Genomic DNA, 20,499 nt, shown 5'->3' on the forward strand with positions numbered 1-20,499 from the left:
GCGAACATGCGCGAGGATCGTCTCCGGGCCGGCACATCCAACGTCGGGCTGGACGTCCGTGAGGTCGTCGAGGATCAGAGCGACCGATCCCTAGTAGATCCCGTCGTCCTGCGCTCGTCCACGCGTTCACCAGAATGGCCGACGAACCTGACGTTGACAGCCATGTTCTCATCGATCTCGTGCTCTGGGTTTGGCTTGCCGATTTCGTTGATGTCCGCCTTTCGAGCCCACGTTGCGGGTACCGCTCTACCGTTGCACTTCCGCCGCTTCGGTTCGGCGTGAAGGGTCTTGTCGAGGTGCGCCCTCAGGAGTTCGTACACGCACGAGGTCATGCGCCTGCGATTTCGAGTAGCCTGCCGCGTACATCCGCCCCGGAACGTGCGAGGTCCACTGTTGCGAACCGAACGCGATGCCCTTGGATGGTCACGCTCTCGTCGACGTGGCGATCCAGGGACGGATGGAGCAGCACCCCCTGGGCGGTGTCTGCTCGCATGTCACCCCGTCCGGCCTGGGACCGAAGGTAGGCGTACATTTGGTAAAGGTGCGGGCTCTTGAACGACTCGCCCCCATAGGGACGGGCTGTGAGGATCCCGGTAAACTTGGTGTCGATAACCGTCCGGCGCTTTGCGTCCTCCAGGATCACGTCGGCCTGCATGCCCGGGAGAAGCGCGGTGAGATTGGGCGTGGGTGCGGCCATGTCCCAGCTAAGGCCGAGTTGCACCCGCACGCTCCGCGTGCCTCCGAGTTCGTGCCGATAGAAGCCCGCGACGGCCTTCTCGAAGATGCGGCGGAGCAGGCGCTCGTCACGATCAAGACGCGTGAGGTGAACATCGCCCGCCGCTTCCGCTGGGACCAGGAGATCGAGCGCCATTGTCGCGACGGCCACCATCAGGCGGTCTTCGACGTCATGCCGCGCGACTTGGTCCTTCGAGAATTCCGAACGGGTCGGGCGTTTGCTGCCCACACCCTGAGCGGCCAGAGTTCGCGCGAGAGCCCCACAGCGCCGGGATAACTCGGGCTTCGGGACGACGGCTGACATGCGTTCGAGCGCAGTCCGTACCAGTCTGTTGCGTGGTGTATCGTTGGTCAGTTCCTCGAAGCGGCAAGCGACCAATCCGCGCCGGAGTAGCGAGCCGCTTTCTGTCGCCAGCCAGTCAATGCGGCCGCGCACCCTCGGGAGCGCGGCCTCGGTCATCCGATAGCCGCGCGAGAGGCTGCGTCGCAGGCGGCGCTCGACCACGGTGGCGAGTAGGATCGCTAAAAGCTCGGGCAGTTCGGTCTCTTCGTCGACGTCCGCCTCTGCCCGATCAAGGAAGCCGGCCAAGTCTGCGGCGTAAACCAGCAGCATCCAGAGGTTGCGAACGGGTATGCCGCCGTGGCTGCGCCACGTCGCTTGCTCATCGACAGCCAAGGCGACGCTCACCCCCTCAACTCTGCAAGCGGAGCGCAGCCGTTCGCTCAAGCGCCTTCGTGGCGTTGTCGAACCAGTATTCCGCGAGCAGCGGCGCGACCTCGGTGTCGATGGTCTCGTCATACCACCGCCGCCAGCCATCCTCCGACAGGACGGTGTCGCCGACTGGGGTCACGAAGCTATGGCCGACCTGGAATTGAGGGCCGAGCGCCCGGTCCTCTGTGATCGCTCCGTTGAGGGCGTCCATGCGCGCCCCAATTTCGGAGACCAATGCCGGCGGAACTCCCCGGTCAATGCACCATGCCTGCCAAGAGGGGCCGAGTTCCGGCATTAGGGTGAGGAAGGCGAAGCGTCGGCGCAGCGCAAGGTCTACTAGAGCCAGCGAGCGGTCGGCGAGATTCATCGTGCCGACGATATAGAGGTTGTCGGGCACGTACACGCGCTCGTCGAGCGACCGCGGGTAGGCGAGGCGCAGCGCCTCTTCGGGACCGCGCTTCGTGGCCTCAACCAGCGTCAGCAGTTCCCCAAGGATCTGCGCAGGGTTGCCGCGGTTGACCTCCTCGATCACCAGGACGTAGGGCCGTTGGGGTTCGGCAGCCGCCGCCTGCACCGCTTCCAGGAAAGCGCCATCAGCAAGCCTTAACCCGCCTCGCCCGTCCGGCCGCCAGCCACGCACGAAATCTTCGTACGAGAGTGAGGGCTGGAACTGCATGGCAACCAGCCGCTCGGTGTCCTTCGCACCGATCAGCGCGTAGCCCAGCCGCTTCGCAAGCCAAGTCTTGCCCGTGCCCGGCGGCCCCTGGAGGATCAGATTCTTCTTTCGCCGCAGAAGCTCCACGGCGGCCTCGACGCGATCCTTCCCGAAGAAACAGCCTTCGTCGATGATGGACTGTGCGTCGTAGCGCGGCGCTGGAGTCGCCGGCTGTGCCGGCGTGGGTGCCGCATCCTCCCCTAAGGTCCCGTCGGCCTCGACGACTTGCTCAGGCGTGAGCCGCCACAGCCGCTCGAAATCTGCAGGCAGCGCCGCAGCATAGTCCTCGCCATCCTCTGTCAGGACAAGCCGGCCCCCGCCCGTCGAGCCGTCAAGCTGGACAAGGCCCGCCAGCCTTGCCCAGGAGACGATGTGCGAACCGGGTAGCGTCGAGGTCCAGGTCGGGACGAGATCTTGCAGGCGCCTAGCCGCTTCGCTGTGCCGTAGAACGCCCGGCTCGCGGCCAACCATGAGCAGAAGGTGCCCCATCCCGAAGACCCTTCCCACCAAGGGGGGCCGGAGGACCTGTGCAGGGTCGCTCGCGATCAGGAGTTCCTGGCCGCGCTCGGTCGGACGGTAGCTGCCGTCCTCAAGTCGGATCAGCCCGAGGCCGCCCATCGCTTGGGAGATCATGTTGGGCGCTGAACTAGCGTTGAGTTGAGACGCCTCGTTGAGGATCACATCGATCAAGTCTTCCCGAGCAATGCCCTGTTCAGCCTCGCGCACCATCGTGACGAGCAGGTTGATGTTGTCCTTGACAGCAGCCAGGGCCCGGCGTTGCGCATTGGCTGGAAGAAGAGAGAGTGGCGGGAGCGCATTGACTCCGCGTTCAGGCGGCGGCAGCGCCACGGCACCGTCATCCGCACGTTCCACCTTCGTCTGCCAAAGGAACCAGCAGAAAATCGACTGGTCGATCGCCTCCTCGATCGTCGCTGACGGACGGACCGCCTCGCGCACCCGTTCCCGCAAGCTCGGATGCTGGGCGACGTAGCCACCCGGCAATCGCAAGGCGCCCAGCGCACGCTGCACCCCGAACACGCGGCCCGCATCCATCAAGCAGGTCATGTCGTGCGGAAACATGGAGGCGAGCAGCCGCACCAATCGCGCTTTGGGACGTCGCGGCGTGTAGCGTGGGTAAACCAAGGCCAGCACTTCGTCGAAGAGCGCCTGTAGGCGCTTGCCGCGATCCTCGACGCCGAGCCCGTCCAAAGAGCCACGCGCGTCGAACAAGAGGTCCGCTAAGTTCTTGTCCGGGTAGGCGCCGACGACGGTAACTGCTTGGCCCGTCCCGATGCCGGAGACATCCGACGCGTCCCAGAGCATCCTCTGGAACTCCGGCGCGTGCCATGCCGCCCGGTCGGCATCGAGTACCCTGTGAACTTGGTTCGCGTAGTTGCGGCGCCACTCCTTGGCCCAATCCTCGTCCCTATATGCAGCGAACTCGCCTTCGTAGAGGCCACGCAGGTCGGCTGGACCGAGGCTGTGCATCTCAACTCCCTTTTTCTCGTCTCTACCTCAAACCCTTGTGGCAGCCAACACTTTCAACCTAAAGTTCATGCTCCGGTCGCTCCGGCTTGCTCGCGCGCTCGCTTGCCTGTGCTCGCCGACGCCTTCGAGATCGCGGGCACAGAACGGCTTCCCGACCTTCATCCCGGATGACCGGATCCAGAGCCACGTCGAACCCGGTGAACGGAACAGGCAAGGGTGTGGCCGACGCAGTCGGGATGGTCGGCGCTGGCGATGTCGGCCTCTTCACCAGCATTCGCGGGAACCGGAAGGTCGTTTTTGCAATGGCGTCAGACTACGCTCGATCCTGGACGAGGGTCCTCGGAGACGGTCGTCTCGGACATGGTGAGACGGTGAACTACCGCAGAACGCCTTCAGCTAGCGCCCGCTGAATTCCCCGGACATCCGTGCCCTTCTTGAGGGTCCGTTCGATCGGCTGCGCATTGCCCGATACCCAGATCTTCAACTCAGCGTCGAGATCGAACGTGCCGGCCGTCTCGACCGAAAAGCGTACGATCGCGCGGTACGGCACGGACATGAACTCGACCTTGCTTCCGGTGACGCCCTGGACATCGATCAGGATCACGCGTCGTTCGGTGAACACGAAGACGTCCCGGATTATCTTGAAAGCAAGCCTCGTCGTCTCCCCGTCGATCAAGATGCCTTCCAGGCGTCGTTCGAGTGAGGCTGCGTCAACTGCGGTGCCGTGTCCAAGCAATCCGTCCAGCAGGCCCATGGTCGATCGCCTCGTGCATACCGCGCTTATTGTGGAGCATGCCGCCATACCGTCGGTACGGCAATCGAAGGACGAGCCTCAGGTTTGAGTTTGTCCGCTGCTGATTCGACCCAGTCGTACAGCAGCCTACGAAGTCTGCCTGGAAGCGGACATCGGCCCAAGTTGCGCTCACTAGCACAAGAACCCCTCGCGGGCCTTCCAGCACCCTATTCAGCCAAGCGCATGACGTCGTCGCCACCACAGTCTTCGCTGCGGGACGACCGCGGTGGGGCCATACGTGAACAGCCGGCTTCTCAAAGGCATGGTCCAGTTCCATGGTGGCTGGACAATCATCAACCTGCGTCAACGAAAGCCGTAACCGAACGACAACCTAACTTTCGCCTTGGAACCCACCGCACGAAAGCGTGCCTGAACGCCGTAACCTCCAGCGCGTCATCGAGAGCGCCATGAATTTCGAGGTCACAGCGTTCGTCCCACGCTTCGCTCGGCTATCAGCCGCCAGCTAAGTGTTCGTGCCGGCGTTACCCGCAAGGCCGGCCGCGCTCACCCGAACGGCACAAGTCTACTTCTGCGAGCGCCGGAACGTTCGACGCCCTGCATATACCTTAACGATCGAACGCGTCGACGTAAGCTTGACCATCGCCCGGCCCATGGTAGCCTCTCTCTCAGGTTGCGGTGCGTGCTACCTGAAGGGGAAACGATGTGGCGTTCGATCGCCGTCCTTATCCTGGCGATCGGGCCAGCATCCGCCCAAGGTCTGGTCCAGCGTAGCACGCCTGGAGCGTCACCGACGATCCGGGCCGCTGAGGCGACGGTGCGCGAGGCGCTCGCTCGCGATCTCAGCACTACCCTGACCGCGGAAGACAAAGAGGGCGATCTCAAGCGGTTCTTGGCCGCGCCGCTCTACCGGGTCTTCATGAAAGGCGCCCGGGACTTCGACGGCGACCCGTTCACCGCCAGCCAGGAACCCGAGTCCTATGCCGTGGCGTCGATCTCTTCGACCCAGCCGTCCCCGACCAGAGTCGACGTGACGGTCAGATTTGACGTCATCCCATCGCCCGAGATCCACCCGGTGATCCGGTACGAGATGACCGAGATCGCCGGTCGCTGGCAGGCGAACGACATCTTCTACGTCACCGATAAGCACAGCTTGCGCACGTTGCTAACTCGCAAGCGCTGAGATCGCGACCGACCCCACCGAACCGTCAGTGAGTTTCATGCTGATCCAACGCCTGATGTTGATCGCCGCACTGGCGATCGGGCCCGTCGCTGCCGCCCGAGCCGAGAAGTTCGCGACGCCGACCATCCTCGACGGCGCTTGCACTCAGTCGAGCCATACCGCTGAGGGCATGCGAGGCGAGGATCTCACCAAGCGGCAATCTCGGTTTTCCTGCAACTCGGTCGTGATTATGAACCCGAACAACGATCCGTCGCGGGTGCTGATGACGTTCGCGACGAAAGGCTCGGACTCAGCGTTGAACTCGATGATCGGGTTCGCCGGCGACTTCGACGGGCCCGACATGATCCAGGTCCGGCGAATCTACATCGAAGGCGGGCAAGCGCAGACCGTCGACGACGGGGCTTGCAAGATTTTCCGGAAGAACGGTCAAATCTCCGGGTTCTCGTGCGGCGCCATGGTCGACAAGGCCAAGCGACGGATCGTTCGGATTGTCGGGTTCGACGTCAAGCCGACGGTCGCCCCGGCGGCAACCGCCGGCAGCATCTCGACTGGCAAGGGCGAGCCGATCAACTACCCCCGCTACCGACAATCGGGCGTCGCGACCTGCACGTGCCCGGGGACGAACATCGAGTTCGTCATGGATGGCCAGGGCAGCGCCCGGATCGCGCGCACGTCGTCGAACTACGTCGGGTTCACCAAGGCGACCCGCGTTCGGGAGTGGGCAGTCTACCGGACGGTCAAGGAAGAGAGGACGTTGATCGTTTTCGACAACGGTCAGCAGAGCCGGATCATGGCCGATCCCGACACCCAGAAGGCGATGGGCTTCCTGGCCGACGGGGGCGTGTCTGACATGCTGTGCCAGATCATGGTCAAGGCCAACTGAAGCACTCCCCGACCCGGGCCCCGGGATCGGTCGACCCCACCATTGGAGATGGGAATGCGCGGTCTCGCACTGTTGGCGCTCGTCGGCGTCACGTTCCTCGGCACCGACGCCACCAAGGCGGACGAGAGGATCTTGGGGGAGTGCCTGATATTGGTCAGGGGTCGGGCATACCTGGACGGCCCCTGTCGGATCACTCTCTATCCAGGCGGTGGGTTCATGGCGGGCGACGGGGAGTACTTCGCCACCGTCGATATCGATGCTGCTTCGGGAGGCGCCCAGGCGTACTGGAACGGCGTCCAGGCCGAGCGCCATGCACATGACCCGCTCGGTGACGTCGTCCGTCAGGGCGGCTGCTGGGTGAACGCGAGCGCCAAGGTCTGCGCATGGCGCCCCGGCACGAGGCCGCGTGCGGAAAGCCCGGTCCCGGCGATCTCGACCGCTTGGGCCGCCGGCGGCAGCAAGATCGACGTTCCGATCGTGATCGGCGGGAGCGAGAAGTACGACGCGTGCGTCGGCGGCGGGTACGTGGTCGGGCTCGATCCCCGGGGCGACGGGTTCCTCTCCGTTCGCAGCGGTCCAGGCGGCAAGCCGTTTGCCGAACTCGATCGGCTCTACAACGGGAACGAGGTCGTCATCTGCGAAGAGCGCGGCGCATGGATGGGAGTCGTGTACGGGCCGCGTTCGATGGACTGCAACACAGGAACGCCGTGGCCGATTAGGATGCCGTACACCGGGCCGTGCAAGGCGGGCTGGATCCACTCGCGCTATGTGAAGGTGACGGTCGGCTGAGCAGGGCGTCGATCCCGTCTTCAGCAACGAAGTGGTGGGCCCGTGCGAGACCACCGACGTAATCGCCGAGCGAAGGGGCTTATAGGCCGTAGGCGCGACATATTACGGCTCGGTCCCATTTTGGAGCCCAGACGACAGGATTCTGGTGGGCGAATTCGTCACCAGTTGGCGTGTCGAGAAGGTACGAACGGTTCGCATAAGTAACAGTGAGACGGGCTGACGGCAGATGCTCACGCTCCTGGTCAAAAATCTGCCCGCGCCGACGCAGGAGCGGGTCAACGCGTACATTTTCCGGGATTGGAACGGTGCCGAATGAGGTCATCCACTGTGAGCAGGGTTCACAATCAGGCAGCGGAAGCGACGGCGATGATCTTGAAGATGAGCGCGGGGCGGCACTTGCCGTGGCGGTAATGTGTGGGGCGTTGGCAGGCCTGCCACGTCGAGCGACTGCCAATCCCGTCACGAAAAACTCGGTGACGACACCCGCCTCTCAAGCCCGGATGACCCGCATCTCCGACACGTTCGCAGCCACAGCATCGAGATACAGCCGTGGGTCGAGCCGATCACGCTTCAGCCCAGCCTCACGCCTGCTCAGATAATGGTTGCGCGGGCGCTCAAGGTGACCACCGGCTCAGAGGTACAGGGCTACATTACCACGAGGACCCGGCAGGTGGGATCGAACAAGTTCGCGTGTCATACTAGCGGCAGGGCGTTTGACGGTGAACGGAGACGATCCCGAGGCTGCGGTCGTAGTGTGAGTCAACGTCGAAAAGCTGTTGGTTGTCGCATAATATGATTGGCCGACAAAGCAGCAACTGGCACAATTTTTCAGTGCGAGTGAAGTAGAGTTGCGCAAAAAGTCTGCCGACATGCGATCGACGAAGACATTATTATTAGCAGTTTGTTTAATTTGCTTCAACACACAGCACGCTTCCTCCTTCGATTTTCGCCAAACGCGTATATGGATGTATGCGAAGGCCAACAAAACCGAAGGTCCGAAGCTTGGACTGCAAGCAAGCAATCGGCACGACCGACGCATGTCATTTGAAAACCTTATGTTTCAATGTCTACGCTCCGGTGAAATCGAACTGACGGCCTGGCCCGTTGATTTGAAAGAGCAAGCTCCGGAGGCTGGAATTCCTGCTACATTTCGAACAGATGGTACTCGACATATTCTGCGTGGGTGGAGGCGCGCGAAGAATGAAATGGAAGACGCGATCGAGGTGTCTGTCAATTCTCCCAACTTGGAGCCTATAAAGGAGATGTTGATCGCTAAGATCATTCTGTTTGGTGTTCAGGGCATCTCGATGGCGCTCCCGAAACCAAATGTGGCTGTTCGAAACTTTATCTCTGCCTGCGAGAATTTTAGCAATCAGCATTAAGGATTTTCAAATTATGAGACTCGAAACTCGCGTAAGATTTTTGGTCCTGGCGGTTGTATTTGCATCAATAGTGCCCAGCGGGGTCCGATCGGAATCCGGAGACTGTTATTTACGGGTATCCGGAAAGATATATCTCAACGATCGCTGTAATGTAATGATGGGTAAAGGAGGAGGCTTTTCAATAGGTATGGTTGATACTGGGGCGCCATCCAAATATTTTGCTTCGGTCAATGGCGTAGATGCAGGTTCAAGAAAAGGTGATGGTTTTTGGAACGGCAAGGCTGCGGAAAGCCACGCTCAAGACCCGCTTGGTCAACTTACCAAGCAAGGAGGATGCTGGATGAATGCAGCCGCGAAGGTGTGCGCTTGGAAGCTGGGTACGAAGCCCAGTCAATTCTGAAATCTGCCTCGGTATAAGCTTGCCCATGCGGGACGTTCTGGCGATAGATAGCTGCTGCCGCTATGATGACGAGCACGACGACTTGGTGATCGGTGGTGCGCTAACTGGTAGGGCGGATCCCGTGATGCTGCCCGCCCGACGCTGTACGCCTCATTATCGATGGTGTCGACGCGCCTACTCCCCCAGGTATCGAGCGCGCTTTACGTAGGCTCCGGGGAAGCATCTTTGAGCGCTACTAAGCCCGCGAATGGCTATATCTCTGTCGAGATATGGTGAGTTTGCCGGGACGAACACCATGTATCCCGGCGTAAAGCCGGCGAACTTCCCCGAAAAATCGTTGAAAGTTTTTATTGCGCAAGGACGCGCTTGCTGCAACACTTTTCTAACATCATCGGTCATGCTCTCTTCTGACTTTGGATAGGATGCCAGGACTATCCACCAACCTTCAAAAGGCTGAGCTAAAACGCAATGGGTCCATGTCAGGGCGGCAAGGACAGTGGCGGCAAAGCGCAGTATCATCGTTTCGCTCAAATTTGATGTCTCTGTGAATAAAATGTCCTATCGATGTGGCGCGCACCAATGATACCTTTTGCCTCTTGAGACAAAAGTTTTGTTGTTGATGATGTCATAAGAAAATCGATAGGGATTTTTCGGTGGCCAATCGGTCTTTGAACTCTCGCTACATCTCGCAACGCCCTCATACCGGCTTCCAGTGTGAGAAACGTTCGCTAGGTAGCACGATCCCAAAGTCCCTTCGGCATCAGGAGTTAAAAAATTCCTGTAATTCCGAGGACCAGTCGGCATTGTGTAGTAACCCATACTCTCTTCGATATTTGATCTGGGCACGCACTGACCTAGAGAATAGTCGCCCATTGTAAGCGGAAGGGACAACGGATTAGCTGACGCTGTTTCGGTGGCTATAAGTAACAGTAAGCACGTACCTAGCGATTTGGCCATTTTTCACTCGCAGTGTGGTCTGCATTTCTACCCTCAAGCTGAGCGATTACGCAACGATCGCCCCGTTATGGGCTTACTCATGCGGGACGTTTTAATAGGAGCCGGTCAGCCGAGCTTGGCGCCGACGTAGAGCGTGAACGGGCCGACGTGCGCCGTGAGCGCGATCGTGCCGATGCTCTGGCCCCGCACGCGTGGCAGACATCGCCCGCGACATGGCGGGCACCGCGACCGAGCCGTAGCCAGCAAGACAGCCCTGGCCGAATATCGCGCGCGGTCCTGGTAGCGTCGGATGGTGAGATGAACCCGTGTGGGGAAGCATTCGTCCTATTCGTGGCCATCGCAGTCCTGGCGTCTCGGACGAGCCGATCGTTGGCGCGAAGCCGCCACGGCCTCAAAGGACTCCGGGCAGCGCCTGGGGGCTCTGTGTGATGACGTGCGGCCCGGGGAAAACAGCAGACAAGGCCCGGCATGTACGACCGCCAGCACCATACACTGCGCTCCAACCTGCGGAGTCGTGACACGACGTATAACGTGGGGCGCCGGCCAATTGGCCAAGGTAATCAGCTACAGCGGTTGATACCGGTACGCTGAACTCGACAACCTCGAGCTTAGCCTATCCTATCTGTATGCTGACCTGCCGTTGCGTCTCCCTTGGTCTCCTTGCTCTCGCAGCGCCCACGCTAGATGCGTCGGCCGGGACGAAGCCAACGATGGCGGTTGCCAACGGTACATGCACACGCCTCTCGATCCAGAATCGAGAGTATGGGAACCAGTGCTCTGGCAAGCTTCTAAACACGATCTACCCTGATGGGCGCGTTGGGTTCTACTTCGTGACGGAGGCGGGCGCCGCACTCACCTTCACGGGCATGGGTAGCCGGCAGGTGAAGCCCAATGCGGACACCGCCGTGCAACCCGTTGATGGCATCTTTTTCACCTACAAAGGTAAGACGGACCGTCTCTCGGCGGTGGGCACGTGCCGCTTTACCAATCCCTACCAGCGTGCCGGTACCGTTGCTTGCCACGCCGACACTCCGAACGGGCCTTACGAGGCTGCGTTCCGGACAGACGGCAAACCGCCTTCCGTTCTGAATACCGGGCGCTGACCAACACCTACTCGGCGCGACCGCAATCGATGGTCTGGTGCTCGCCCTCCATCACGCGTTGGAGCCGCCAACGTCCGGCGGAAGCGGTCTGCGGGCCGGAGACGCGGTTGGGTCATCCAGTCTGGCCAGAAGATGGCTGACGGTGAGGATCGTTTGACCATTGATGGCGCCAAAGCTTCAGTATTGCGAAGCATTTTTAGAAGGCGGCCTCCGATCATGGCCGGCGCGCTTGCATGCTTCCGACCAAAATGGACACGACCACCACATGCGTCACACCCTATTCCTCGCGACGGTTCTCGCCAGCGTCGCCCTCGGACCGGTCACCGTCACGGCGGCCGACTATGAGGGGGCTTGGTCGATAAATCGGCGCGACTGCGGCAGCCGAGATTTCCTGGGTAGCGGCCGGACGCTGATTGTCGCGGGATCGAGTCTTCGCGCCAAGGGATGGGCCTGCGAGTTGAAATCCGTGATCGGCACCTCGCGCGACGAGATTGATATGAGTTGTACGGGCGCGTTGCAGCGCGAATACCGCCGCGCTCTCAAGCTGAACGGCAGCCGGCGAACCCTCGTGATCGGCGGCCTCCCCGGGGGCAGTGATGTCATCTACTACCGCTGCGGCAGCCCCCCAGTCGCCGAGCGGGGTGGAGGCAGCCGGGCGACGGCGGTCCGGTACGAGGATCAGGGAGAGCGACTCTTGAAGCTTGGCGACCATCAAGAAGCGGAGAGGCTGTTCACGAAGTCGATCGCGGCGGACGCCAGTTACGCCTCGGCCTTCAACAACCGGGGTTTTGCCAAGCGTTTGCAGAAGCGCAACGCCGAAGCGGTCGAGGACTATGACGAGGCGATCCGCTTGGAGCCGGGAACGGCGATCTATCACAGCAACCGCGGGGTCGCCCTCGACGCCCTCGGGAAAATCCGGCTCGCTCTGTCGGATTTCGAGATCGCCCTCGCAATCGATCCGAAAACTCCGACCGCGCTGAACGGCCGCGGCAGCGTCCTGCGACAGCTTGGACAGGTCGATCGCGCGATCGTCGACTTCGAAAAGGCTGTGCAAATCAATCCACGCTATGTCGTGTGCTTTAACAACCTCGCGCTTGCCTACCGCGACAAGGGTGATCGGATCCGGGCCCTAAAGCAGTTCGACCGCGCACTCGCCATCGAGCCCACGAACGCCTTCGCCCTGCGGGGGAAGGCTGCGAACTGAGCCTGCCGCAAATGCAAAGGTCATGGTACGCCAAGCGTCGACTCTTAGATATTCGCTGGCCGGTCGTTGAAGGTTGTCGTCAAGACCTGCATAGCCAGCAGGTGAACGGCCCATTTCCCGCCAACGCTGAGACCCCAGCCTTCACCATACCCTGCGCGGCGCTCCGCCAGCACCTCGGCCCGAACGCGGTCGTAATGATGCTCAACATGGGCTTGCCAGCGAGCCTGCGCACGCTCGCGCTCAAAAGTTTCCCGAACAGGCAGCAAAGGTAGGTGAGCTTCCCTACGGAGCCGGTTACGGGTCCATACCGAAGTCAGGATCGCGGCGTCATCCACGTCTGACGAAGCTGGTGAACGGGTGCTCATCGCACAAGCAAAGCACCACTCTGGCTCGGCGCAAGCGAAAGGTGGCTCACTTCGATCAACGATGATGGGACCATCTATCGGTACCCTGCTCTTGAAGACGCTTTGCACCCGCATGCCGTCGACGAGGCAGATGAACTGCTGGAAGCGTTCGAGGCCGAGGTAGCTGCCTGATGGACAGGGCACACCACCAGCCTGCTCCCGTCCAGATCCTGCGTGATCGGCGCGGCGTCATGAAAGGCCGGCGACAGGAGCAACATGGCCGCGCCCTTTGTTGCGCGACCTACAGCGTGACTGCCACGGCCAAACCGCTGTGATCGCTCAGGCGAGGTCCTGTTCCGACGCGCCCCTCCCAGGTGCCTGCAACTGTTGAGCGACTGTCCCAGGCCATCGGCAGCAGTACGTGATCGATGGGCGGGTGCATCAGAGCGCCGGGTGGGATGCGCTCCGTTGAGGTGGCGCAGAACAAACCGGATGCTGCCATAGCCGCGCGCAGCAGGCGGCGGCCCTGGGCGGTGCCGTAGTAGTGCGGACCACCGAGGTTCATGTTGAGATCGCCCGCGACGCACAGTTCGGCGTTCGGATACTGGCGGCGCAGATCAGCCCACTCTTCACCCTGCTGGACGACGATCCGGTGATGCTCGGACCAGTTCCTAACTGGCTCGTCCGACATGTTGTCGCCACGGTCGCTCGCCCATGGCATCACCGTGCCGTAGATGAGCAGCGGGCCAGTCGGAGCATCGATTAGGGCGGCAACAGTGCGCTTTGAATTAACCAGCGGTATGGCCCGTACGATCGGAAAGCGACTTCAGATCGTCACCCAGCGGCCGCCGGTCCGTCCAGTCGGACGCTGCGCGCTGCAAACAGCCGCATGCGTCATCGAGAGTTCGAGGTCGTCGTGGGTTTCTGTGAGTACCCACACGTCGCAGTCCTGCTCCTCGAGCAGGGCGAGGCGCCGGACATTCTTCTCACGGGTAGCCGCGTACTCGACGTTCCACGTCTCGATCCTCATTCGCGAATTAATCCCTTGTTCAGAGTGTGATCCAGAGTGCGATTTAGGCGCCGATCGGCGCGATAAGTAACTGATCTGGAAGGGGGCGGGTTAGTCCTTTTCCTGGAGGTCAATCACACCGATGACACCGAGAGTAGAATAGGCGGATATTTTTACCTGCCCTCATTTAGCGTTTCTGACAAGCTTCTATCGAAATCTTTCTGGAGTCCTTTGGTATTTGCTTCAATGAGGCCAAACAGCTTATCGGGCCACACCTCTCCCAGCGCGATCGGGAAACGGTCATCATCTCCCGCCGCCCGCATCGCTTTGTAGACTGCGACGTGACGGACGTACTGCATAAGCGCTGCTTGGAGTTCTGGACTAGCCTGGGAGAGATGTATCTTGCTTTGAATAATTTGAACGATTTCAGTATGATTAGGCAATACCTCATTCATTTCAATTTCTCTTCCTATTGCCTTGATCTTGTCGTCCTTGCTTCTTTTGTCAAGAATTCTGTTCCATATCGCATTGTCTTTCTGCAATCTTATGTAAATTGGCCAGTAAAAATCATTTAATTGCTGTGATTTGAAATCTAGACTGGATTTTATTGCAATTCCAAATCTCGACTCGTTTAGCTTGTGCTGATGTTCTATTCTTGAAACCGCTACGTCTAATAGCTTCTCGGTGGCCTTGCCGCCGAACCAAACCACACCAGCCGTCAATGCCGTTACGGTCGTTAGACTAGCAATGACCGCCGTGAACACGTTCTCCATCGTCGCCCCCGTTGTTCTTCGGCAGACACGATACTCTAAGGTGACTATGCAGAACGAGCCCCGCAGAGAGTTGCTGGCGCGCCCTTATGTGATCAGACCAGCGTTCATATCACACCGATCTCACAGAAAACGGCATAGGCTTCAGGCTTCAAGGTATAGCGGACCCGTCCTCCAGTTCGGTCCTTCTGAAGCAGGACGCTGGACTGATCGTCGCCGGGGACCATGAAACGGCGGAAACACCCGAAGCGTTCGTAGACTAAGTGCCCGATGATGAGGGCAAGGTCGCCCTTGCCGTGGGCGCGTTCGGCGTCTTGGTAGGTCCCACCCGGATTGGCGGCGATCCAGCGGAGCACGTCGATCTCGTCTAGGTTCGCCGGCTGCACCTTGGTGAAAGCGACCCTGATGGCGGAGGCGAGATCGAGGTTGTGGACCTGTGTTGCCGTCCGGTTGAACGCGATGGCCTTATCTTGGGTGATATCGAACGGCCGCGCTAGCAACTCGGCATCGCATGCCTCGATGAGCATCGAGGCTCCTAGCCGAAGGGCTTGTCCGCGCACCCTCCGCACTTCCTCAGAAGACTGAACGGGAAGTCGGGCAATGGCCTTGCGGATGTTGTCTGGCGAGGATGCGCTCACGATGCATTCAGTCCCTAAGATCGAGGTGCTGGAACGTTCCGAATGCAACTGCTGCTCACGCGCGTCCAACACCCTGGCTGCCGATGATTGAATGCCGTCAACGTGTGTTTGTTACGTCGACGGCGACAGCATGGCAATCTGTGGTAGGCACGCCAAGGCCGGCTTGCTATCTTAGAGCGGCACGCGGAGAGCAAAATGCCGGTAAAAGTAACGCAGGGTACGTCCCTAAATGTTTTAGCCACAATCGATGGCGGAAAAATATATCAAGGTACAAGCCTAACGCAAATTGCCAAGATCGATGGAAATAAAGTTTACAAGGGTACGAGCCTAACGCAGATTTTGAAGGTCGACGGCGGCAAAGTATATCAAGGCACCAGCTTAAACCAAATTGCCAAAATCGACGGGGACAAAATATATAGAGGCACAAGCCTCACACAAGTTGCGCATACGTCTGGAAGTAAGGTTTATAGCGGAACTAGCCTCACTCAGATTGCGGCATTTAGCGGAGGATACAGTCAAGTAGAATTAGCCGCGGTGCTTCATTTGCTTTTAGCTGTTTTCTGATCGCGATTGCCAGGAGAATATTCTTCTGTTCCTTGCTTTGCCTGACAGATCTTCTTCACGGCAGCATCTAAGCGCCTCCGACCCTTCATCGCATCCAGCCTCACGCGCCGGTTCTTCAAACCGGCGGCACTGTTCCTCGGGCGTCAACTTCTCGGCACCGAGCTTGGCGCGCCACGGGTGTGTGTGTCCCTCCGTGCATCTGGTCCGAAGACCTTTGTGGCCATGCTGATCGAAGGCAGCCGTTGCTGGATGACGCGCGCACTGATGTCGCGCGTGTGGACAGGTGGGACAGGCGCGAAGTTTGATGGCTACGTGAACGAAGTGGAGGTCCGGTCGGTCGCCCATATCCGGAAGTACGTTGTGGTCGGCGCGCCAACGTTCGCTCGCGCCACGATCAAGCTGTCGGGGACGGTGATGCCAATGGAGACGAAGACGTTTGATCTGGCTGAGGAGGCCGCGGCGTGGGCCAACCTTGCAGAGGTCGGACCAGCCGCGGATTGAGGGTGTCGGGCGGCGTCACGACGTTGGAAAAAAGGACGGCACCTGATGCGCCTTCCGCTCCTCAGATTACCGCTCAGGCAGCCTCGGCCAAAGTCGCGAACGACGTTGTGTCCATTGCGTGCAGAACCACGTCGAGCAGCATCTCCTGCTCGTTACGCATCCACAGCTTCTCCTTGGGCCCTTTCACGTGCGGGCCTTCGCCAGCCGTCTTAACGGAGATCCAGAGATCAGGCTGGGCTCACCAGCACCGCAACGACCTTTTCGGGGTTCGCCACTTCCACATCGTGCGGCACCGGAAGCTCCCGGTAGTGCCAGCCAACCTTGGATCGAGCCCGTTGTCGGCTTGGCTCGATCGAGGCCAGCGCCGGGTTTGTGTAAGCGACGTAGGTGACCGGCAAATCGGCGCCCGCAGGCTTGCTCAGCCTCAGAGGGCTCTTGTAGGTGCCGATTGGGTGCGGCCGCAGCCGCTGCATGAACCAATCCTTGGACGGGCCCGCGGGGATTGGAAACGCATCTGGCCCAGGCACCGGCAGTGCCACGCCCGCTCCCTGTTCGAGGGCCGCTTTGCGGCGGGCATCCGCCATGCCAGCGGGCAGGAGCGCGAACGCGCTGTCCCCATTCTCGGGGATCAGTGCATCGAGGTAGACGATCCGATTGATCCGGTTCGTCATACGGTCTGCGACCCCGGTGACCGCCATACCGCCATAGGAGTGGCCCACGAGGACAATGTCGTGCAGGTCTTCCATCTCGATGAGGCTCGCCACGTCCTGGACATGCGTATCGACTGTGATTTCGCGCGATAGGAGGTGACTGCGGTCGCCGAGCCCAGTCTGCGTTGGCGTCCAGACCTGATGACCCTGTCGCCGCAATCCCGCAGCGACGTCGCGCCAGATCCAGCCGCCCCCATACGCTCCGTGCACGAGCACGTAGGTTTTGGCTTGCTCCGGTATCGGCTGCGCCTGCGCGAAGGTGCGAGAAAGGGGGGCGGCCATTCCGAGAGCGGAGAGGCCTGCCAGGACGCCTTTGCGGTTTATCGTCATTCCTGGTCCGCTCATTCGCCACCTGAGCTTAAAGGCTAGGGATCGCCTTCGCATACACCCACAACGGTTGTGAACCATATCGGGCGGCCAGTGACGAACCGCTGGAGTACTGCGGGCGGAGGTAGCGCACGCTGATCGGCTCATCTGATGAGTGTCGGGCCTGCTACTCCGCAGGCACGAATCTAACGTCGGTGGAGCCCTTGTCGTGCTCGATAGCCGCACCCTGGGCGTCTGCGGATCTAAACCGACGACCGCGCGGTTTTCGACCACTGCCAAAACGACGGCCCCGGAGAATCTCATGAACGCAGCACCAGACGGGTCCGTCATCCAACGCGACGCTCCGCGGGCCGATCTCATCGCCTTCGAGATCAAGGACAAGATCACGAAGCCGGACATCGAGTGGATGTCCGCGATCACCGACGAGGCCATGAAGGCGCACGGCAAAATCGATATGCTGCTGATCATGTCGAACTACGAAGGCTCGGCCCTCGACGCGAAGTTCGACGGCTACGCTAACGAGGTGAAGGTCCGCTCGGTCGCTCACATCCGAAAGTACGTTGTGGTCGGCGCGCCAATGTTTGCTCGCGCCATGATCAAGCTATCGGGGACGGTTATCCCGGTCGAGACGAAGACGTTTGATCTGGCTGAAGAGGCTGCGGCTTGGGCTTACCTCAGTGAAGCTGGGCCGGCTGCCACTTAGTATAGGCGAGGCCGTTACGTGTTCCAGTCGCAGGGATGCCCCCGAACAAGCTTTATCTGCAACGAAAAAGGGGCAATCGGAAGATAAATACTCCTGAAGTATCCCGGGAGAACAAAGCAATGCGTTACTGCGAAATTGCTGAGCCGGACTCTGTCCCACTACGTGATCCGGCTCGGAATGAGGCTCAACTGACTGTCAATATTAAGGACGATCCCATCTTGCTCGACCTTATACGGAAGCGAGGTGACGGCGAGATCGTCGAGCGTCGTGCCCGACGGCTGAACGGTGTATCGACCATCTACGTGCGCTGTGCCGACAACGACAGCGCGGCCGCGCTGATGGAGGCCTGGGTGCCCTATCTGCCGATCATGCGCCGTCCAACATCCAGGATGACTGGCCGAACGGACCCGGTTCGCCAAACCTGTCATCCGTCGTGAACGACGAGCCTTGAAGCCGCACGTCGAGCTTCCTTCCTGACCCGTTCACCGAGTTCTTTCCGAAAGGTGGACTTCGCATTCCGGATGGCGCGACGGTGCTCGTTCCTCCAGGGGGAAGCGATCACCGCCGCAGCGTAGGTTGAGGCTCGCTCCGATCGGTTCAGATCGCAGCGGTAGCTTCACTGGTGAGTAAGCTTAACGTCGACACTGGCGTGGTCGACCATCGAATTAGAGTCCGGTTCGAGGAGATTGTGCTTGCGCAGGAAGGCGTCGTGCTTCCGCTCGAATGTCTCCTCGAAATGCTGCCAGTCGGCCTTCGCCCGGAAATGCACATCGACATGATCGTGCCGCCACTCGTAGCACCAGTTGTAACGCCGGCCTCGCGTGGAAAGATCGGCGTGAGCAGTGATCAGCCTACGAGGCATCTCGTTGACAGCGTCATCGTTCTCATGAGCGAGCAGAGTATGATAGTGTCTCATGTATTTTTGGTCCTTGCCGGCTCCGTGCCGACAAGAATGTTCTAACCCGGGACGTCAGAGGCGCGCATTATTCACCTTGACCACGTTTTCAGGCCCAGATTACACCTCCGGATCGTCGCCGACCCTCACCCCACCACCCCCCCGTTCACCGTTGCTCTAGCCGTCTTGATCTGACTGCCGTGGTCCTCCGGTTATCGAAGTACGTGGGGAAGCCTTTGATCTCGCTCACGTTGAAGCCGGTCCACCAACGGATGGCACCCGCTTGATGAAGGCGCCATCTCGCGACCCGCTGGATCCATCCTCGGTTCCTGGCTGCATCCTCAATCGACGTTGCGACGTTCGCAGCACCTGTTCTCCAAGATCGACAAGACCGGGATCCCGTGTGCCCCGTCTGCCGGCCCCGCCACGGTCACGTTGTCCTCGACGCGCGCTCCCATCGCCATCCACCGCGTTGCAGCCTCTTCGCGACGATCATGGTGTTCCAAGATGCCCCCGGGATCGAACGTCGTCGGCCGCTACGTGAAGGCGACCATCCGGCCCACAGTCATCGGTGAACGAGCCGGCATCGCCCGCGCGTCCCATCTCCACGACGTCGTCGACATCTCCCGCAACCTTTGCCCGGTCGGTTCACCCAGTTCGCCCTGACCCTGGATGCGATCGTCCAGGATGCCGGATTGTCGAGGATGCCCGATCGTCTGCCACGATGGGCTGGACCGTGATGATCAGGTTCGTCGACCATCCAGGAGAAGGCGTCGACGATCGCCGGACGACGGGATCTACGAGGGATCGGCCGCGCTGATCCTCGACGTCGTCAGTGGGCAGGCGGTCCGACCGTTGGACGTGCCGGCTGGAAGGCGGTGATCCACATGTTCGCCAGAGCCGGTCGCTCCGGGAAGATCATCTGGGATGGACATCGGGGAGACAGCGCACCGGACCGAGTCCGCGCTCTCCACCGAACAGCGCGTGCGCGCAGCAATGATTGTCCCTTGAGGAAGTGATTAAGGCCGCGGTGTGTCGACGATCCGGAAGGCCATCTCCTTATCATCGCCGACGATGTATTCGATCGGGATTATTCCTCGTAGACCGGCCCCACGCCGAGATAGAGAGGTTGGGAGATGGCGAACATGCGCATTGAGAATGCGTGCGCCCGCTCGAACGTTTGAGCGGAGTGGACCGCATCCTCCTCACATCGGAAGCGGATGATGACCGTGTTGTCGTCCCATTCATCATCCCAATCGTCATGAGTGTTGCCGGCGCACCTGTATGCTTGGCCGTCGATGAGGTCGATCAATTTTTCGGTGACGAAGGCATTGTCGTGTTCGAAGAAGATTTTGTGGCAATAACGCATGGCTATTAGGTTCCAGGTCGGCAACGCGCCGATGTATTGACCTTAAATCGATGCACCGATCTCGCATTATTCTTTTGATCTGCGGTCAACAGCCTGGAGAATGCCTTTAGGACGTTGGTCGATCCCCTCCCTGACCGGTCCACCACATTGTCCCTATCCCTGGATGTGATCATCCAGGATGCCCGATCGTCCACCAAGATGGGCGGGAACGTGATCTTCGAGTCCCCGGCCATTCTGGTGAACGCGTGGACGAGCGCAGGACGACGGGATCTACTAGGGATCGGTCGCTCTGATCCTCGACGACCTCACGGACGTCCAGCCCGACGTTGGATGTGCCGGCCCGGAGACGATCCTCGCGCATGTTCGC

Annotated in this window: 21 protein-coding genes; 11 read left to right on the forward strand and 10 right to left on the reverse strand. The window is 60.3% G+C overall.

The annotated features are described in order from the left end of the window. The coding region (locus MKK82_RS11580) for a hypothetical protein (RefSeq protein ID WP_243985772.1) at positions 1-282 on the forward strand (282 nt) is incomplete at its 5' end. Positions 283-328: 46 nt separating this feature from the next. Here the strand turns inward: MKK82_RS11580 and mcrC are convergent. From mcrC to MKK82_RS11595, 3 genes are all read right to left on the reverse strand, one after another. Next, the gene (gene mcrC, locus MKK82_RS11585; RefSeq protein WP_243985773.1) at positions 329-1,423 is read right to left on the reverse strand and encodes a 5-methylcytosine-specific restriction endonuclease system specificity protein McrC; all 1,095 of its coding nucleotides are present in this window, start codon (positions 1,421-1,423) and stop codon (positions 329-331) included. 4 nt (positions 1,424-1,427) lie between these two features. Further along, the gene (locus MKK82_RS11590; RefSeq protein ID WP_243985775.1) at positions 1,428-3,650 is read right to left on the reverse strand and encodes an McrB family protein; all 2,223 of its coding nucleotides are present in this window, start codon (positions 3,648-3,650) and stop codon (positions 1,428-1,430) included. Between the two features lie 376 nt (positions 3,651-4,026). Continuing rightward, complete coding sequence (locus MKK82_RS11595; RefSeq protein ID WP_243985776.1) at positions 4,027-4,404, reverse strand: PH domain-containing protein; 378 nt, start codon at positions 4,402-4,404, stop codon at positions 4,027-4,029. 700 nt (positions 4,405-5,104) lie between these two features. Between MKK82_RS11595 and MKK82_RS11600 the strand changes: the two genes are divergently transcribed. The 6 genes from MKK82_RS11600 to MKK82_RS11625 all read left to right on the forward strand — a co-directional run bounded on the left by MKK82_RS11600 (position 5,105) and on the right by MKK82_RS11625 (position 12,302). Then, positions 5,105-5,584, forward strand: coding sequence for a hypothetical protein (locus MKK82_RS11600; protein WP_243985778.1), 480 nt, complete (start codon positions 5,105-5,107; stop codon positions 5,582-5,584). A gap of 58 nt (positions 5,585-5,642) precedes the next feature. Continuing rightward, the gene (locus tag MKK82_RS11605; protein WP_243985780.1) at positions 5,643-6,467 is read left to right on the forward strand and encodes a hypothetical protein; all 825 of its coding nucleotides are present in this window, start codon (positions 5,643-5,645) and stop codon (positions 6,465-6,467) included. 54 nt (positions 6,468-6,521) lie between these two features. After that, positions 6,522-7,256 carry a hypothetical protein gene (locus tag MKK82_RS11610; protein WP_243985781.1) on the forward strand — a complete coding sequence of 245 codons (735 nt, stop codon included), beginning with the start codon at positions 6,522-6,524 and terminating at the stop codon, positions 7,254-7,256. Positions 7,257-8,582: 1,326 nt separating this feature from the next. Then, the gene (locus MKK82_RS11615; RefSeq protein ID WP_243985782.1) at positions 8,583-9,038 is read left to right on the forward strand and encodes a hypothetical protein; all 456 of its coding nucleotides are present in this window, start codon (positions 8,583-8,585) and stop codon (positions 9,036-9,038) included. A gap of 1,667 nt (positions 9,039-10,705) precedes the next feature. Then, positions 10,706-11,098, forward strand: coding sequence for a hypothetical protein (locus MKK82_RS11620; RefSeq protein WP_243985783.1), 393 nt, complete (start codon positions 10,706-10,708; stop codon positions 11,096-11,098). A 265-nt stretch (positions 11,099-11,363) separates the two neighbouring features. Continuing rightward, entirely contained in the window at positions 11,364-12,302 is a 939-nt protein-coding gene (locus MKK82_RS11625; protein ID WP_243985784.1) for a tetratricopeptide repeat protein, read from the forward strand. A 645-nt stretch (positions 12,303-12,947) separates the two neighbouring features. On the opposite strand, the gene MKK82_RS11630 is transcribed toward MKK82_RS11625, so the two are convergent. From MKK82_RS11630 to MKK82_RS11645, 4 genes are all read right to left on the reverse strand, one after another. After that, the gene (locus MKK82_RS11630) at positions 12,948-13,337 is read right to left on the reverse strand and encodes an endonuclease/exonuclease/phosphatase family protein (RefSeq protein ID WP_243985785.1); all 390 of its coding nucleotides are present in this window, start codon (positions 13,335-13,337) and stop codon (positions 12,948-12,950) included. A gap of 135 nt (positions 13,338-13,472) precedes the next feature. After that, positions 13,473-13,676 carry a hypothetical protein gene (locus MKK82_RS11635; RefSeq protein WP_243985786.1) on the reverse strand — a complete coding sequence of 68 codons (204 nt, stop codon included), beginning with the start codon at positions 13,674-13,676 and terminating at the stop codon, positions 13,473-13,475. Between the two features lie 152 nt (positions 13,677-13,828). Further along, positions 13,829-14,428 carry a hypothetical protein gene (locus tag MKK82_RS11640; RefSeq protein WP_243985787.1) on the reverse strand — a complete coding sequence of 200 codons (600 nt, stop codon included), beginning with the start codon at positions 14,426-14,428 and terminating at the stop codon, positions 13,829-13,831. Positions 14,429-14,532: 104 nt separating this feature from the next. Next, entirely contained in the window at positions 14,533-14,952 is a 420-nt protein-coding gene (locus MKK82_RS11645) for a hypothetical protein (RefSeq protein WP_243985789.1), read from the reverse strand. A gap of 306 nt (positions 14,953-15,258) precedes the next feature. Here MKK82_RS11645 and MKK82_RS11650 point away from each other — a divergent pair, with 306 nt between their 5' ends. Further along, complete coding sequence (locus MKK82_RS11650; RefSeq protein WP_243985791.1) at positions 15,259-15,627, forward strand: hypothetical protein; 369 nt, start codon at positions 15,259-15,261, stop codon at positions 15,625-15,627. Between the two features lie 222 nt (positions 15,628-15,849). Further along, complete coding sequence (locus MKK82_RS11655) at positions 15,850-16,128, forward strand: STAS/SEC14 domain-containing protein (protein ID WP_243985801.1); 279 nt, start codon at positions 15,850-15,852, stop codon at positions 16,126-16,128. Positions 16,129-16,355: 227 nt separating this feature from the next. Here MKK82_RS11655 and MKK82_RS11660 read toward each other — a convergent pair whose 3' ends face one another. Next, complete coding sequence (locus tag MKK82_RS11660) at positions 16,356-17,168, reverse strand: alpha/beta fold hydrolase (RefSeq protein WP_243985793.1); 813 nt, start codon at positions 17,166-17,168, stop codon at positions 16,356-16,358. 205 nt (positions 17,169-17,373) lie between these two features. On the opposite strand from MKK82_RS11660, the gene MKK82_RS11665 reads away from it, so the two are divergent. Both MKK82_RS11665 and MKK82_RS11670 read left to right on the forward strand, forming a co-directional pair. Continuing rightward, on the forward strand, positions 17,374-17,868 hold the full coding sequence (locus MKK82_RS11665) for an STAS/SEC14 domain-containing protein (protein ID WP_243985795.1): 495 nt from the start codon (positions 17,374-17,376) through the stop codon (positions 17,866-17,868). A 119-nt stretch (positions 17,869-17,987) separates the two neighbouring features. Continuing rightward, on the forward strand, positions 17,988-18,305 hold the full coding sequence (locus MKK82_RS11670; protein ID WP_243985797.1) for a hypothetical protein: 318 nt from the start codon (positions 17,988-17,990) through the stop codon (positions 18,303-18,305). A gap of 179 nt (positions 18,306-18,484) precedes the next feature. Here the strand turns inward: MKK82_RS11670 and MKK82_RS11675 are convergent, their stop codons facing one another. Then, on the reverse strand, positions 18,485-18,784 hold the full coding sequence (locus MKK82_RS11675) for a hypothetical protein (RefSeq protein WP_243985798.1): 300 nt from the start codon (positions 18,782-18,784) through the stop codon (positions 18,485-18,487). A gap of 1,069 nt (positions 18,785-19,853) precedes the next feature. Further along, a complete protein-coding gene (locus MKK82_RS11680) occupies positions 19,854-20,132 on the reverse strand; it encodes a hypothetical protein (RefSeq protein WP_243985800.1) in 279 nt (92 codons plus the stop codon). Positions 20,133-20,499 lie beyond the last annotated feature (367 nt).

The sequence above is a fragment of the Methylobacterium sp. E-046 genome (assembly GCF_022829625.1).
Lineage (GTDB): Bacteria > Pseudomonadota > Alphaproteobacteria > Rhizobiales > Beijerinckiaceae > Methylobacterium > Methylobacterium longum.

What these genes read in the sequence shown, in the direction of transcription:
- MKK82_RS11590 (WP_243985775.1), bottom strand. Translation starts at nt 3,650, where the DNA reads ATGCACAGCCTCGGTCCAGCCGACCTGCGTGGCCTCTACGAAGGCGAG.
- MKK82_RS11595 (WP_243985776.1), bottom strand. Translation starts at nt 4,404, where the DNA reads ATGGGCCTGCTGGACGGATTGCTTGGACACGGCACCGCAGTTGACGCA.
- MKK82_RS11600 (WP_243985778.1), top strand. Translation starts at nt 5,105, where the DNA reads ATGTGGCGTTCGATCGCCGTCCTTATCCTGGCGATCGGGCCAGCATCC.
- MKK82_RS11610 (WP_243985781.1), top strand. Translation starts at nt 6,522, where the DNA reads ATGCGCGGTCTCGCACTGTTGGCGCTCGTCGGCGTCACGTTCCTCGGC.
- MKK82_RS11615 (WP_243985782.1), top strand. Translation starts at nt 8,583, where the DNA reads ATGTGGCTGTTCGAAACTTTATCTCTGCCTGCGAGAATTTTAGCAATC.
- MKK82_RS11620 (WP_243985783.1), top strand. Translation starts at nt 10,706, where the DNA reads ATGGCGGTTGCCAACGGTACATGCACACGCCTCTCGATCCAGAATCGA.
- MKK82_RS11625 (WP_243985784.1), top strand. Translation starts at nt 11,364, where the DNA reads ATGCGTCACACCCTATTCCTCGCGACGGTTCTCGCCAGCGTCGCCCTC.
- MKK82_RS11630 (WP_243985785.1), bottom strand. Translation starts at nt 13,337, where the DNA reads ATGTCGGACGAGCCAGTTAGGAACTGGTCCGAGCATCACCGGATCGTC.
- MKK82_RS11635 (WP_243985786.1), bottom strand. Translation starts at nt 13,676, where the DNA reads ATGAGGATCGAGACGTGGAACGTCGAGTACGCGGCTACCCGTGAGAAG.
- MKK82_RS11640 (WP_243985787.1), bottom strand. Translation starts at nt 14,428, where the DNA reads ATGGAGAACGTGTTCACGGCGGTCATTGCTAGTCTAACGACCGTAACG.
- MKK82_RS11645 (WP_243985789.1), bottom strand. Translation starts at nt 14,952, where the DNA reads ATGCTCATCGAGGCATGCGATGCCGAGTTGCTAGCGCGGCCGTTCGAT.
- MKK82_RS11650 (WP_243985791.1), top strand. Translation starts at nt 15,259, where the DNA reads ATGCCGGTAAAAGTAACGCAGGGTACGTCCCTAAATGTTTTAGCCACA.
- MKK82_RS11655 (WP_243985801.1), top strand. Translation starts at nt 15,850, where the DNA reads ATGCTGATCGAAGGCAGCCGTTGCTGGATGACGCGCGCACTGATGTCG.
- MKK82_RS11660 (WP_243985793.1), bottom strand. Translation starts at nt 17,168, where the DNA reads ATGACGATAAACCGCAAAGGCGTCCTGGCAGGCCTCTCCGCTCTCGGA.
- MKK82_RS11670 (WP_243985797.1), top strand. Translation starts at nt 17,988, where the DNA reads ATGCGTTACTGCGAAATTGCTGAGCCGGACTCTGTCCCACTACGTGAT.
- MKK82_RS11675 (WP_243985798.1), bottom strand. Translation starts at nt 18,784, where the DNA reads ATGAGACACTATCATACTCTGCTCGCTCATGAGAACGATGACGCTGTC.
- MKK82_RS11680 (WP_243985800.1), bottom strand. Translation starts at nt 20,132, where the DNA reads ATGCGTTATTGCCACAAAATCTTCTTCGAACACGACAATGCCTTCGTC.